We start from the raw sequence: 14,242 nt of genomic DNA on the forward strand, positions 1-14,242 counted from the left end.
TTCGTGCTTATCATATTTCTTTTTTTGAATTGAGTTTTAATATACCTTTTACAATCAGATATTGTGCCACAAGATAAGTCAGCATGATTATAAATGAACTTTTTTGAATCGGAAAATGAAATTTATTAATTGCCAAAACGCTATCAGAAACCACAAAAAAAAGTGCGCCCAAAAAAACATATTGATTAGCCGGTTTTTTCCAGATTAAAAGACCATTATAAGCAAATAAAAGCATTGTTGAAATTACACTTGCATATACAATTACAGGGATTTTTAAATCGCCTAATGACGGTAATAAAACCGAAAGCATTCCGATTAAATATACAGCAATGAGGATACTTCCAATTAAAAATATTATCGTATTTCTTTTGTTTTTTTCTTTAAATTGTCTGTTAAACAGTATGCAATAAAAAATATGGGATATTAAAAAAGAAACCAATCCCAGAATAAAATAAATTTCGGCAATCTCTGCAAAAAGCAATATTACATCGCCAATCCACGAAAATATTAAAGCTGTTAGAAGAATTTTTTTGGTTTGAAATTTCTTCGAAAAATAAACTCCTAAAATCAGCAGCGGAATTAAAGCTGGTTTTAAATAACAGTCTAAGCTATCATATCCCAGAAATAAAAGCAATAAATAAATAATGCTAAAAGCAATATAAGTTATAAAGAATACAGCGTTTTTCATTATGCGGTTTGTGAAGTTATGGTTTGGTTTTGGGGAGTTTTAAAATCAATAGTTACAAAATATATCGTTATTAAAAATGATAAAATTAAATAACTTATAATGATGTAACTACTTAAATAAAAAACTGAATTTAAACCAAACCAATCGCCGTAGAACCAAATAACGGAGATTGCGAAAGCTAAGCGAAATCCTTCCCAAACGATAGCAAATCTGCTTTTATCCATCAATTCAGAATTGCTGTAGATGGTTATAAAAATGAAGAATCCATAAACAAAAATATTTGGAAGGCCGATTTTGGCGATATTGTCAAACAAATAGCTTACAAACAAAAGCGTAATTAAAATTTGGGTAACAGACCAATAAATGAGCTTTTGCGAATTTTGTGTTCCGTATTTGTCAAAATTAAAAACATCTTCAATTTTATTTACCGGATATTTCTGTTCGAAATTTTCAGGTCTCCAGCCGGTTGGTTTAAACCAGATTGTTAGTTTGTCTTTCCACTTTTCGGCGCGCCAGGCATCTTTTATCAATAAAGTCAAATGCTGAAAATTAATCTTAATCGGGTTCCATGTGTTTGCTGGTCTTGTAATTCCGAAAACGAGTGGAACATCATCTAATTCTTCCTGAAAAGTGCCAAAAAGTTTATCCCAGAAAATAAATATCTGCGAATGGTTTTTATCTAAATATTCAGGGTTTATAGCATGGTGCACCCGATGATGAGAAGGTGTAACGAGAATATGCTCTACAAATCCCATTTTTTTAATGTGCTTGGTATGATACCAAAATTGTAAAAACAAATGGAGTGGGAGTGTAATAGTAATTACAGAAGCCGGAACACCTAATAATGCTGCGGGAATTAGTAGAAAAGTAAATAAATTAACCAAACTAGCAATGGGCTGACGAAGAGCGCAGGCGAGATTAAATTCTTCGCTGCTGTGGTGAATGGCATGTTTGTTCCAGAAGAAATTAATTTGATGTGCCAGTCGATGACTCCAATAACCATAAAAGTCAATGACAAAAAAAGCAATTACATACGAAAGAACATTGGCTTCCTGATGAAAAATAGCAATTTTAGAAACCATCCATTCATAAGAAAGAAATGTGACGCTGAGACCTAAGACATCTTTTACAGAATTGGTAATTCCAGAGCTGATACTCGAAACGCTGTCAATTAATGGAGCAGTATCATTCTTTTTGTAAATGCCGTAAATTTTTTCAATTACAATTAGAACTAAAAAAACAGGCATTGCGATAATTAATATTTTACCATATTCTTCCATAAAAAAACATTGTATTTTATTTCAAATATAAAATAAAATACAATGTTTTTTAAATTATTGGTAAATTAAACAATTTCGGCGCTAAGTCCAGCTTCCAAAAGCTGTGTACATTGAGGTTTTAATTTTTCGATTGGGCCTGTTTTTACAGTGCATTTTCCGGTGTAATGTACAATTAAGGAACATTGTTCTGCTTGTTCAGATGTGTGGTCACACACACGTATTAAGGTATCAATTACGTGATCAAACGTGTTAACATCGTCGTTGTACACAATGATTTCGTTATTGAATCCGGTCGCTTCTTTTTCGCGAACTTTTTCTCTTATTTTTTCTTTAGTACTCATTGTTTTAGTTTTTTGTACTGTTGTAATTACTATAACTAATTTACGTATTTTAATGAAACCCAATTGTTTCTTTGAAACTTTTTAACATACGTTAGTCCTTTTTCAGTGCATGAAGCATCGATAAAAGGAATATCTTCTTCATAAAAACCGCTGAATAATATAATACCTTTTGGGTTTAAACTATCTACATAAGCCTGCATGTCGTTTAAAAGAATATTTCTATTGATATTAGCAATAATAAAATCATATTTTTTTCCTGCTAATAAAGCGGCATCGCCCTCATAAACGCTGATATGTTTACAATTATTGCGTTCGGCATTTTCGATAGAATTTAAATAACACCAATTGTCAATATCGATGGCATCGATTGGTTCAGCGCCTTTCATTTCTGCTAGAATTGCCAAAATTGCAGTTCCACAGCCCATGTCAAGTGTTTTTAAACCTTTAACATCCATTTCCAGTAAATGCTGAATCATCATGTGAGTTGTTTCATGATGTCCGGTTCCAAAACTCATTTTAGGCTCAATAACAATATCATACTCAGCATCCGTTTTTGGATGAAAAGGAGCGCGAACATGGCATTTTCCGTCAACATCAATTGGTTCGAAATTTTTCTCCCATTCTTCGTTCCAGTTTACCTGATCGATTTCTTCAATTGTGTATTCAATTTTAAATTCTTCAGACTGTAAAATATAAATATCATCCAGAATATTCTCATCCCATAAATCCTTTTTCACAAAAGCCGAAATACCGTTTTCTGTTTCTGTAAAAGTTTCAAAAGCTTTTTCGCCTAATTCAGCAATTAAAATTTCTGATCCGGGTTCTTTTGGTTCAATTGTAAAGTGATATCCTAAATAAATATTTGACATAAATAAATTTTTTGCAAAGGTAAGAATCCAAAGCAAAAGTTGTTTATAAATCTAAAAGAACATTTTTAATTTAAGAATAATTTAAAACATAAAAAAAGCGATACTGAAAAGTATCGCTTTCATAATTATATAAATCTAAAATTAGATAGCAGTTACAATTGCTAAGAAATCGTCAGCTTTTAAAGCAGCACCTCCAATTAAACCACCGTCTACGTCTGGTTTAGAGAAAATTTCTTTTGCATTTTCTGGTTTTACCGAACCACCGTATAAGATAGAAACTTCATCAGCAATTTCAGCTCCAAAAGCTTTACGGATTGTTTCTCTGATAAATTCGTGCATTTCCTGAGCTTGCTCTGGCGAAGCAGTTTCTCCAGTTCCAATAGCCCAAACTGGTTCGTAAGCTAATACAATTTTTGACCAGGATTCTTTTGCAATGTGGAATAATCCGTCACGTAATTGATTTTCAACAATATTGAAATGATTTCCAGACTGACGATCTTTTAATTCTTCTCCAAAACAGAAAATCACAGTGATGTCATGTTTTAAAGCTGTATCAACTTTGTTTGCGATTAATGCATCTGTTTCGTGGAAAATTGCTCTACGCTCAGAGTGACCTAAAATTACAGTGTTTACACCAATGCTAGTTAACATATCAGCAGAGATTTCTCCTGTAAAAGCTCCGCCTTCAGCCTGATGAACGTTTTGAGCAGAAACTCCAATTGTAGTGTTTTTTAATTTTGCTACTGCAGCTTGTAAGTTTACAAATGTTGGAGCCACAATTACCTGAGCAGTTGTTTGTGCCGGTATTTTTGTAATTAATTCACTTAATAATTCTTCAGTCTGAGCTGCATTTTTATGCATTTTCCAGTTTCCTGCAACAATCTTTTTTCTCATTTTGTAGTTTTTGTTATTTTTTAATTTTTTGTTTTTATTGAAGTTTAGCAAAATCATTGAAATTGAAAATTGTCATTGAAATTGCTATTTCAGACTATTTCAAGCTTGCTAAAGTTGCGTTGATTTTATCAAAATCTGTTTCGATAGCGCGATATAAAACAATTTTACCTGTTTTGTCAACAATAATATATCTCGGAATCCAGTCAAGATCTATGGCTTTTCCAAAAACACCTTTCATACCGTCGTTCATCATAAAATGATCGCCTTTTAATTCATGTTTTTCGATTCCGGCTTTCCATTTATCAGCTGTTTTATCTGCCGAAAGGAATAAGTAAGAAACATTCGGATTGTTGGCTTGTAATTCCTTTACTTTTGGCATTGCTTTTACGCAGTCGCCACACCAGGAAGCCCAAACTTCGATAACCAGAGTTTTTCCTTTATATTTTTTTAAAATGTTTTTGAAAGAAGTCTGACCTCCGTCAAGATTCAATAATTTTTCAGACAAAGCCTCTTTAGAAAAACTTGTTTTCTGAGCTTGTGAGCATGAAAAAGTTATAAATGCAATAATAAGTAGTGCCGTTTGTTTCATGTGATAAATGATTTTTAACAAAGTTAAACAAACAAATGAAAAGCCAAATACAGATTAACAAAATTTGAAGAGTCGTTTATTTTGTAACAAAAAGTTAATTTTCGGTTAGAAAATGACGAATGAAATCGTAATAGTTGTGTCTAAAATTCTCTTTTTTTTTGAAATTGTTTTTTTGAAAGCTAAAAAAATGAATGTTTTTTATATTCTAAAGATAATTTTGAAGACTTAAAAACGTCAAACAGCAACAAAAAAGTCTTCAATAATTAAATTTATTGAAGACTTTTAAATACTTATTCTGCGTTATTATATGTTAGGATTTTTTATATCCCATAAGCAACATCTGATAGTTTTAAATCATCGACATCATTGTAATGCACTTTTTGAACAACAGTTCCGTTGTGTAAAACTACAATGCTAGGGTTTGCTCTTTCTACAGTTTTTAAAGCCGTTGCATCGCAGAAATAAAAATCAACATCTAAGTTGTATTGTTTTTTAGCTTTTGCAATTTCATCAGCTCCAGAAGCCGTCATTGCAATCACTTTATAGCCTTTTGCTTTGGCATCGGCAGAAACTTTTGCTAATTTTTTCATCCCTTCCGGATCGGATTTAGTTAAGTCATACGTTACAAAAATCAATAATTTTGGCAATTTAAGGAATTCTGCTTTGTAGTCAGAATCATCTTTTGTCATAGTGAAATCGTGAATTGGAGGAACATAACCTTCTGTAATTACTTTATCTTTTCGGTCAACAAAAGTGGCACCTTCCGGAATGTTCATTAAATCTTTTTCGGTAAATTCTTTATCAACGCCGTTTACTTTGTAAATAAAGATCATTTCTACTACAGATTTTGGAGCGCCTTCCGGAATTTCCATTCCTTTTTCGATGTTTGTTCCAACTTTATACGGACGGAAATCTTTAATAGGATTATGATTTAAAACCCAGTAAGCCATAAACGCACTTAAAGTCACACTAATCAAAGTAATGGCATTTGTAACTCCGTTTGAAAATAAAGGTTTTACAAGTTTTTGATTTATAAATAAAATCAGGATAAAGAATAGTAAAACAACATCTTTTGTAAATGACTGCCAAGGGGTTAAATGAAGTGCGTCTCCGAAACAACCGCAATCCTTAACAACATCAAAATAAGCAGAGTAGAAGGTAAGGAAGGTAAAGAAAACGATTAAAAGCAATAATGCCCAAATGGTAGTTTTGGCTTTATATCCCACTAACAACATTACGCCCAAAACTACTTCCAGAATAACTAAGAAAATAGCTAAACCTAATGCTAATGGTTCTAAAAATGGCATATTGAAAACCGGTTCGCTAAAATATTCTGCCAATTTATAAGAGAAACCAACAGGATCGTTCAGTTTTATTAATCCGGAAATGATAAATAATACACCGACAAATAATCGGGAGAATTGAGTAATAATGTTTTTCATGGCAAATATTTAGGGTTTAAATACCAAATTCCAAAATCATGTTAGAAAATTCGAATTTGGAATTTTATTTTTGGATTTTCTATTTGTTTATAGGATTAAGGATCAAAGCAAAAACAGAATAATTAATCATATCCTGATAATTAGCATCAATTCCTTCAGAAACCAAAGTCAAACCTTTGTTGTCTTCAATTTGCTTTACGCGAAGAAGTTTCTGCAAAATCAAATCTGTCAGTGAACTTACACGCATGTCGCGCCATGCTTCACCATAATCGTGATTTTTAGCTTCCATTAAGTCTTTGGTTAACTTTACTTTAGCATCGTATAATTCAGTTGCTTTTTCAACGTCAAGATCAGGCTGATCCACAACACCTAATTCTAATTGAATTAAAGCCATGATAGAATAATTGATAATTCCAATAAATTCTCCTTTTTCATCTTCATCAACTTTACGAACGTCATTTTCCTGTAAACTTCTGATTCTTTGTGCTTTTATGAAAATTTGATCTGTCAGCGAAGGAAGTCTTAAAATTCTCCAGGCGCTGCCGTAATCTTTCATTTTATTGATAAACAAGGTTCGGCAAACCGTAATTACATTATCAAATTCAAGGGAAGTATTCTTCATTTATTGCTGTATATTTGCTAAAATTTCTTCAAAAATAAGGATAATTTTTTAAGAGTTTCAAGTTTAAGGTTTTCTTTGTTTCAAGTTTTTTCTAAACATAGTGTTAACGCTGTAACTTGAAACTGAAAAATGTTTCAGGTTTCAGGTTTCAAGTTCCCAAACTTGCCTAATCTGCATTAACTTGAAACATTAAACAAATAAAACTTGAAACAAAATGTTTATTAACTGCAAAGGCGAACTTCTAGATTTATCGATTCCAAAAGTTATGGGAATCCTGAATGTTACGCCAAATTCTTTCTTTGACGGAGGAAAATATAAAAACGAAGATGAAATTATTTCTCAGGTAGATAAAATGCTTTCAGAAGGAGCAACATTTATTGATATTGGTGCCTACTCTAGTAAACCGAGTGCCGAATTTGTTTCTGAACAAGAAGAAATCGATAGAATTGTTCCTGTCATAGAATTGATTTTAAGTCATTTTCCAAAAGCTTTATTATCAATTGATACATTTAGGGCTGAGGTAGCAAAAGTTAGTATAGAAAACGGTGCAGCGATTATAAACGATATTGCAGCGGGAGAATTAGACGATAAAATGTTTGATGTTATTGCCAAATATAACGTTCCCTATATTATGATGCACATGCGTGGTAATCCTCAGACGATGCAGAGTTTGACCCAATACGATGATATTGTAAAAGAAATACTCTTCTATTTTTCTGAAAAAGTGCAACAGGCAAGAGCTTTAGGAATCAACGATTTGATTTTGGATCCGGGATTTGGTTTTGCCAAAACAACCGATCAGAATTATGAAGTAATGCAGAAAATGGAACTTTTCAATGTTTTAGAATTGCCTGTTTTGGCTGGAATTTCAAGAAAATCAATGATTTATAAAACTTTAGATATTACACCACAAGAAGCTCTTAACGGAACAACTTTTCTAAATACAATTGCTTTGACAAAAGGAGCGAAGATTCTTCGTGTGCATGATGTGAAAGAAGCGGTGGAATGTGTTGCTTTGTTTAATAAAATGAATTTATAATCGCCAGTTTTATCATTCCGAGGAACGAGGAATCACACTCGAAACTCGACAAAGATTGACGATTACTTTGCGGAATACTAGTGAGATTCCTTGTTCCTCGGAATGACAAACTTTAGTAAAATAAATGAAAATGAAATATTTCTCTCTAATTATAGCTTTTCTTCTCTTTTCCTGTGGAAAAAAAGAAGATGTTTTATTGCCAAAATCAAATGTTACAATCGTAAAAGACGTACAAGATCATTCGCCCATTTATATCTTTTTTAAAGTTGAAGGAAAAGATACAATCGCCGATTTAAATAGAAAAAGTGCTATCATTTCAACTAATTGGATTTTTAATATTGACAAACGTTTACCATTGAAATTGGTGATGCCGCAGATAATAAAATTACAGGATAAAAAGCGAAATGAAAAAATGCACCAAAATGAAGAATCTGAAAACTATTATTCGTATGCTGATTCTGTTGGAAAGAATTTAGCTTTTCTGCCTTTTACGAAAGTGTTTTACAAATTAGAAATTGCAAATAACAGAAGTCAGCTGTATTTTAAAAAGAACGGAATGATACACTACAGTGGAAGAAAAGCCTATGATTTTCCTAAAAGTAATTTAAAACCGTTTTTAGATAGTTTGATTATAAATCCAAAAGCTCAGATTACATTTTCTTATGATAAAAACATGAGTTATGGAGATTACATTCAATCTAAAATCCTTGTAAAAAACATTATTGACAAAAAGATTCCGTTTGTTTTTATAAACGAAGAACAAGAGTTTGTTTTTTAAAAATGCCAGTTAAATTAAATGACGTTATTGATGATGATAAGGTTCATTTCGTAAAATCGTAAATCCGCGGTACAATTGTTCGATAAAGAATAAACGAACCATTTGATGCGAAAACGTCATCAGCGAAAGCGAAACTTTTCCTTGTGCTTTTTTATAAACAGTTTCAGAAAAACCATAAGGACCGCCGATAACAAAAACCAACGTTTTTACTCCAGAATTCATTTTCTTTTGCAGTTCTTCAGAGAAACCAACGCTGGAGAAGTTTTTTCCGTTTTCATCCAATAAAATCAATTGATCTGTGGCTGAAAGTTTAGAAAGAATTAATTCTCCTTCTTTTTCTTTCTGCTGGCTTTCAGATAAGTTTTTTACGTTTTTAATATCTGGAATAATCTCCAAATCAAATTTGATGTAAAACGACAAACGTTTGGTATAATCGTCTATCAAAGTTTGAAGCGATTTATTGTCTGTTTTGCCTATTGCGATTAACTTGATGTTCATTTGTAAAGTTTTTTTGCCACGAATTGCACAAATTAGCACGAATTTAATTTAAACACATAGAGTCATAGTTTTTCTTTGTCTATAAAGGCGTTTCACTAATTGCAATACACATAGCTATGTGTTAAAGCTTGCTTTTTCTGTAATCTTAAACAGAAACAATAGATCTATGTTTCTATGTGTTTAAATTTTTTCGCAGAAAGGATAAATATTATTTTTTATTCTCAAAAACTGTTTCGAAATGTTCTACAATTGGAAAAGGTTCGTAATAATGATGCAAAATTTTCTTCCATTCTAAATACGCTTCAGAAGTTCTGAAACCTACTGTATGACCTTCCAGCGTATTCCAATCAACTAATAAAAGATATTTATTTTCGACTTCAAGACATTTTTCTAAACGATGTCCTAAATAACCATCGATTGATGAAATATATTGACTTGCTTTTGCAAAATCGGCTTCAAATGTTGATGCTAATTCTGGTTTTACATATAAAAATGCTGCTTCTAGAATCATAATTTTAATGTTTACCTAACAGGTTTTAAAACCTGTTAGGTTTAGAAATTTAGTTTTTAGAAAACTTCGCTTCAAAAATTTTAAAACGATTGTCTAGATCTTTGATTAATTGTTTTTTAACCGATGTATCTTGAATGAAACTGTAATTGATGCTGTTGTAAACGTATTTTTTGATTGTTTCGTAGCTTACATCAGGATATCTTTTTGCCAGTAAAACATATTGTTCTGTCATATTGCTTCTTAAAATTCCCGCATCGTCTGTACTGATTACAATTGGAACATTAAACTCTTTGTAAAGCGTAAAAGGATGTCTATTTTCTTTTACTTTCAAAATGAATTCGTTACTCACCAAATTGATTTCAATCGGAATGTTTTTTTGAGCCATATACTTTAATAAGTCGTATGAATTAGCTTCGTAAGCAATATCAACTCCGTGACCAATTCTGTTGGCGCCTGCAATATAAATAGCGTCATTAATATGCCATGTTAAATCTTCTGGCTGAACCAAGCCTAAAGTCAATTCGCCCGCGTGGAGCGTATATTTTACGTCTGGGAATTTAGAATGACAATATTTAAACATCACCATATGCAGCCAATAATCTTTCATAGAGTTTTCGCCATGTTCTGGAGAAACGATATTTACACCTGCAGTTAGTTTGCTTTCGCTTGACGAAATAAAAGCAATTACCAGATTTTTGAACAAATCGACAGGTTCCATAAAACGCAGTACAAAGTTTTGATAACGCATGGTGAATTTTTCGTCATCTATTTTTAAATCTTTATGCAGTTTTGCTAAGAAATTAGTATTGAAATCATCTGCATACTTTTTAGCCTCTTTTTTCTGAAGTGATTTATACAATTCATCCAAAAGTTTTAAAACCGCTTTTTCATCTTTTTGCGATGCAGCCTGACGAAGTTTTGTATTGAAATCTACTAAATCTGAAACATTCATATCACACGGAATTGTCGATAACTGTGTTTCAATATAAGATACATTTTCGGCAATGGCGCGTTTCTTTAATTCGAGCATTCCTTCTGCAAAATGGCCTGCGATAGTGGGTTCAAATTTCATAAAAGAGTCAAAAAACTGATCGTCAGAAGGTACTGAACCATTATAATCTTTTATTGACCAGGTCTGCATAACCTGCTGCTCGTAATAATCTAATTTTCCGTCATTTTTTATAGAAGAAAAAGTCTGCCATTTTCCTTTTTCAGGTTTTGTTTTAGAAACTGCCATAGTTTCCAGATTCAAATAAAAGTCTTCTGCAATAGCTCTTTCCAAAAGAGGTTCTGCATAAACTGATCCTGAAAAATGGTGGTGTAAATCGCCTCCTTTAGGCATTTGTTGAAAGAAAGCTGTTAAGAGAGCTTCATTATTTCTGATTTTTTCTAAATAACTTTCAGCTGATTGAGAAAAGCCGATTTGTGCTATAAAAATACAGAAAAGCGTAATTATCCTTGTCATACTCTAAGTTTAAATTACGCGCAAATATACGAGTTTTCGGAGAAATTTGAAAATCGAATTTCGTTGCGTTGAATTTTTAACGCAAAGTACGCAAGGTTTTGTTATTTACTAGACTTGTTATAAACGCAAAGTTCGCAAAGCTTTATGTGAAAAACTTTGCGAACTTTGCGTTATTCTTTGCGCGCTTTGCGGTAAAAAAAAACTTAGAACCTTAGTCCCTCAGAACCTTAGTACCTTTTAAGAAAAAAGTACATCATGTATTTCAGGAACCTTATCAAAAACGCTTTTCGCAAAAGGACAAAGCGGAATAATTTTAAGATTGTTGTTTCTGGCATAATCTACGGCAGCCATAACCAGTTTTTTACCAACACCTTTTCCGTTAAATTCTGGACTCACTTCGGTATGATCAATAATAAATTTTGAGTCTCCTGCCCAGGTATAGGTCATTTTACCAGCTTCTTTTCCGTCTTCTACGGCTTCAAAATAGCCTCTTTTTATATCGTTTATTTGTTGAATTTCCATGATAATTATATTAGTGTGGTTTTGATTTCGATTGAATGTGCCAATGTTTTATGAATCGGACAACTGTTTGCAATCGTTTCTAGTCTTTGTCTTTGCGTTTCGTCAACTTCTCCTATCACTTCAATTCTTCTGGTAAATGAGGTGCAATTTCGCTCGGAATCCCTTTCAAAATCAATTTTGATATTGATTTCTTCAACGTTCCATTGCTTGCGATTAATGTACATTCGTAAAGTAATTAAAGTGCAAGAAGCTAACGATGAAGCTAAAAGTTCAGTAGGATTTAAGCCTAAATTTTTGCCTCCCAATTGCTGGGGTTCGTCAGAAATTAATACATTTCCGCTGGCGGATGTAATTTCCGTTCGATATAAACGCGTATCTATTTTTGCTGAGATTGTATCCATAGTTATTTAATTCTTGGTTCAGGTAATGGAACAAATTCGGTTTCGCCGGGAACTTTTGGGAAAGTCTGTTCTGTCCAGTCTTTTTTTGCCTTTTCAATTAATTCTTTATCCGAAGAAACAAAATTCCAAAAGATAAAATGTTCTTCAGGGAATGGTTGTCCGCCAAAAAGATAAACCGTAGAGTTTTCAGAAATTTCAAACTCGCAAAGCGAAGCTTCAGTTGTAATTAAAATTTGTCTTGGATCATAAACATGTTCGCCATTTTTGATGCTTCCCTCCAAAATATACAAACCGCTTTCGCCGAATAAATCTTTTCCAATATTGATTTTTTTGGCTTCTTTGCTTTTAATTTCAATAAAATAAAGCGGACTATAAACAGGAACTGGAGATTTTTTACCAAAAGCTTCACCGGCAATTAATTTGTATGAAACACCGTCTTCTTCCCAAGCCGGAATATCATCTGCTTCAACATGCGTGAAATTCGGTTCCATTTGCTCCAATTCTTTTGGAAGTGCCACCCAAATCTGCAATCCGTGAAGCATTTTATCAGAATGTCTTAAATATTCTGGAGTTCTTTCAGAATGTACAATTCCTTTTCCAGCTGTCATCCAGTTTACGGCACCAGGTTTTATTTCTAATTCTGTTCCTAAACTGTCGCGGTGCATAATGCTTGCTTCAAATAAAAAAGTAAGCGTTGAAAGTCCGATATGCGGATGCGGCGGAACATCCATATTTTCATGATCACTTAAATGCGCAGGTCCCATGTGGTCGATAAAAACAAATGGTCCGACAGCTCTTTTTTCACGGAAAGGCAATAAACGCCCAACCATAAAGTTGCCAATATTGGCAGCACGTTCTTCGATAATTAAACTGATATTTGACATGTAGTATTTTGATTTGATTTGAAAACGAAATTACAGTTGTGATAGGAATCTGTAACTTAATTTAGATTAAGAAAGTGGTTTTTATTTTTTTTGATTTATAAAAGTAAGGAAAATCTAGAATAATTCATTGTATTAGTGTAAAGTGATGAAATGCAGTTTTGTCAAACTGAGCGAAGTCGAAGTCCCGCAAAGTGATTCAGCAAGTGGGACTTCGACTTCGCTCAGTCTGACAGTACTTAAAAAAAATAACTTTTTCGGATTAATCAATCAACTCAAACTCCAAAGTGTCACTTTCTGTTCCATTAATAATAATCGATAATTGATGTATTCCAGTATGAAAAACACGAGTTGTAATCAATTTAAAAGACTGATTTCTTTCAATCTTAGTCAATTGATTAGGATGATAAATCTTCTCACTGATTTTAAAGACTTTTTTCGCCAAATGCCCTTTTGCTTTTTTGTAATGAACAGCATATTCTAAACGAACTGTTTTTGGTTCTTCGTTTTTATTATTTAAATAAAATTGAAACTGAAGATAATCTCCAATTTTTACAACAGGAGTTTTAATTTCAAATGATGAAAGCTCAATATTAGTGCTTTCTAAACCATAATGGCTTAAAATTTCAGGATGGCCTTGTTTCAGTAAAGTTCGAGATCCATGCTTGATAATTGCATCTGTTTCTTTGCTGTGGCCTTTCCATTCCGAAGCAATTTCCAGAACAATCTGCGGATTATCTTTGGCAATATCATTCAAATTATTGGCAACACTTCTGCGGACATATTCTGAAGGATCGTTTTTTAAATTCTCCAAAATCGGCAGAATGGAAGAAGGATCTTTTTTAAGAAACGGAATTGCCATTGCCCAAGGTAATCTCGGACGCGAACCTTCGCTTGCCAAACGGCGAACATGATGATTTTTATGCAATGACCATTTGATCATTTCATCAATCATTTTTTCTTTATATTTTAAAATGAAAGGACGAACGGCAAATTCGCAGCTTATAAATTGGGTAACAGAAACGAAGGCTTTTTTCGAAGTTTCAAAATCGTCTAAACCATATATTTCGATATAATCAGCAAAGAAAATGAAAGCCAGATTGCTGTCTGCAAAGTTGTTTTTTCTTAGATTTTCTATGATTTTGTCAATAAGAGAAACAGCTTCTGGAAAATTTTGAGGCATAAATTGATGAAAAACAACAGTTGTATGTTTCATTCTTTCTTTCCATTCTTTCTGAAGAAAATCACCTTCGTAAATTGCTTCAATAAATTTTTCTTTGTTGAATGCAGGATACACTTCGGCGACAGCCTGACTAAATTTTTCGTAAAAAGAAACGGAGTAAATATCTTTAATTAATCCCATAAATTTTGCTTGATTGAACTTCAAAGATATTTAATTGAACGCTTATTAAAAGATTAAGT

The 14,242-nt window shown here is 32.5% G+C and carries 17 protein-coding genes; 2 read left to right on the forward strand and 15 right to left on the reverse strand.

Features of this window, described 5'->3' with window-relative positions; genetic code table 11:
* Positions 1-10: 10 nt before the first annotated feature.
* The 8 genes from BUC29_RS05395 to BUC29_RS05430 all read right to left on the reverse strand — a co-directional run bounded on the left by BUC29_RS05395 (position 11) and on the right by BUC29_RS05430 (position 6,725).
* Complete coding sequence (locus tag BUC29_RS05395; protein WP_073414123.1) at positions 11-688, reverse strand: lysoplasmalogenase; 678 nt, start codon at positions 686-688, stop codon at positions 11-13.
* On the reverse strand, positions 688-1,968 hold the full coding sequence (locus tag BUC29_RS05400; protein WP_073414126.1) for a sterol desaturase family protein: 1,281 nt from the start codon (positions 1,966-1,968) through the stop codon (positions 688-690). The genes BUC29_RS05395 and BUC29_RS05400 overlap by 1 nt, the downstream gene beginning before the upstream one ends.
* 65 nt (positions 1,969-2,033) lie before the next feature.
* A complete protein-coding gene (locus BUC29_RS05405; RefSeq protein WP_073414895.1) occupies positions 2,034-2,309 on the reverse strand; it encodes an ATP-dependent Clp protease adaptor ClpS in 276 nt (91 codons plus the stop codon).
* 35 nt (positions 2,310-2,344) lie between these two features.
* Positions 2,345-3,178: a 50S ribosomal protein L11 methyltransferase gene (gene prmA / locus BUC29_RS05410; RefSeq protein WP_073414128.1), complete on the reverse strand. Its 834-nt coding sequence runs from the start codon at positions 3,176-3,178 to the stop codon at positions 2,345-2,347.
* A gap of 141 nt (positions 3,179-3,319) precedes the next feature.
* The gene (tpiA, locus tag BUC29_RS05415) at positions 3,320-4,072 is read right to left on the reverse strand and encodes a triose-phosphate isomerase (RefSeq protein ID WP_073414897.1); all 753 of its coding nucleotides are present in this window, start codon (positions 4,070-4,072) and stop codon (positions 3,320-3,322) included.
* Positions 4,073-4,166: 94 nt separating this feature from the next.
* Positions 4,167-4,661: a TlpA family protein disulfide reductase gene (locus BUC29_RS05420; protein WP_073414131.1), complete on the reverse strand. Its 495-nt coding sequence runs from the start codon at positions 4,659-4,661 to the stop codon at positions 4,167-4,169.
* 320 nt (positions 4,662-4,981) lie between these two features.
* Positions 4,982-6,103: a BT_3928 family protein gene (locus BUC29_RS05425; protein ID WP_073414133.1), complete on the reverse strand. Its 1,122-nt coding sequence runs from the start codon at positions 6,101-6,103 to the stop codon at positions 4,982-4,984.
* Between the two features lie 79 nt (positions 6,104-6,182).
* Entirely contained in the window at positions 6,183-6,725 is a 543-nt protein-coding gene (locus BUC29_RS05430; RefSeq protein WP_053473476.1) for a DUF1599 domain-containing protein, read from the reverse strand.
* A gap of 214 nt (positions 6,726-6,939) precedes the next feature.
* Between BUC29_RS05430 and folP the strand changes: the two genes are divergently transcribed.
* Entirely contained in the window at positions 6,940-7,764 is an 825-nt protein-coding gene (gene folP, locus BUC29_RS05435; RefSeq protein ID WP_073414135.1) for a dihydropteroate synthase, read from the forward strand.
* A gap of 130 nt (positions 7,765-7,894) precedes the next feature.
* Positions 7,895-8,542 (forward strand): hypothetical protein, encoded by a 648-nt coding sequence (locus BUC29_RS05440; RefSeq protein WP_073414899.1) that lies wholly within the window; start codon positions 7,895-7,897, stop codon positions 8,540-8,542.
* 24 nt (positions 8,543-8,566) lie between these two features.
* On the opposite strand, the gene rlmH is transcribed toward BUC29_RS05440, so the two are convergent.
* From rlmH to BUC29_RS05475, 7 genes are all read right to left on the reverse strand, one after another.
* Positions 8,567-9,040: a 23S rRNA (pseudouridine(1915)-N(3))-methyltransferase RlmH gene (gene rlmH / locus BUC29_RS05445; RefSeq protein WP_026729408.1), complete on the reverse strand. Its 474-nt coding sequence runs from the start codon at positions 9,038-9,040 to the stop codon at positions 8,567-8,569.
* Positions 9,041-9,248: 208 nt separating this feature from the next.
* Positions 9,249-9,551, reverse strand: coding sequence for an antibiotic biosynthesis monooxygenase family protein (locus BUC29_RS05450; protein WP_073414137.1), 303 nt, complete (start codon positions 9,549-9,551; stop codon positions 9,249-9,251).
* A 49-nt stretch (positions 9,552-9,600) separates the two neighbouring features.
* Complete coding sequence (locus tag BUC29_RS05455) at positions 9,601-11,016, reverse strand: amidohydrolase family protein (protein ID WP_073414139.1); 1,416 nt, start codon at positions 11,014-11,016, stop codon at positions 9,601-9,603.
* 237 nt (positions 11,017-11,253) lie between these two features.
* The gene (locus tag BUC29_RS05460; protein ID WP_073414141.1) at positions 11,254-11,538 is read right to left on the reverse strand and encodes a GNAT family N-acetyltransferase; all 285 of its coding nucleotides are present in this window, start codon (positions 11,536-11,538) and stop codon (positions 11,254-11,256) included.
* 5 nt (positions 11,539-11,543) lie between these two features.
* Positions 11,544-11,939, reverse strand: coding sequence for an OsmC family protein (locus BUC29_RS05465; protein WP_073414144.1), 396 nt, complete (start codon positions 11,937-11,939; stop codon positions 11,544-11,546).
* A gap of 2 nt (positions 11,940-11,941) precedes the next feature.
* Complete coding sequence (locus BUC29_RS05470) at positions 11,942-12,823, reverse strand: pirin family protein (RefSeq protein WP_073414146.1); 882 nt, start codon at positions 12,821-12,823, stop codon at positions 11,942-11,944.
* Between the two features lie 259 nt (positions 12,824-13,082).
* Positions 13,083-14,183: a DNA alkylation repair protein gene (locus BUC29_RS05475; protein ID WP_073414148.1), complete on the reverse strand. Its 1,101-nt coding sequence runs from the start codon at positions 14,181-14,183 to the stop codon at positions 13,083-13,085.
* Between the last annotated feature and the right edge of the window lie 59 nt (positions 14,184-14,242).

Origin of the sequence: Flavobacterium defluvii (assembly GCF_900129555.1) — a bacterium.
Taxonomy (GTDB): Bacteria; Bacteroidota; Bacteroidia; order Flavobacteriales; family Flavobacteriaceae; genus Flavobacterium; species Flavobacterium defluvii.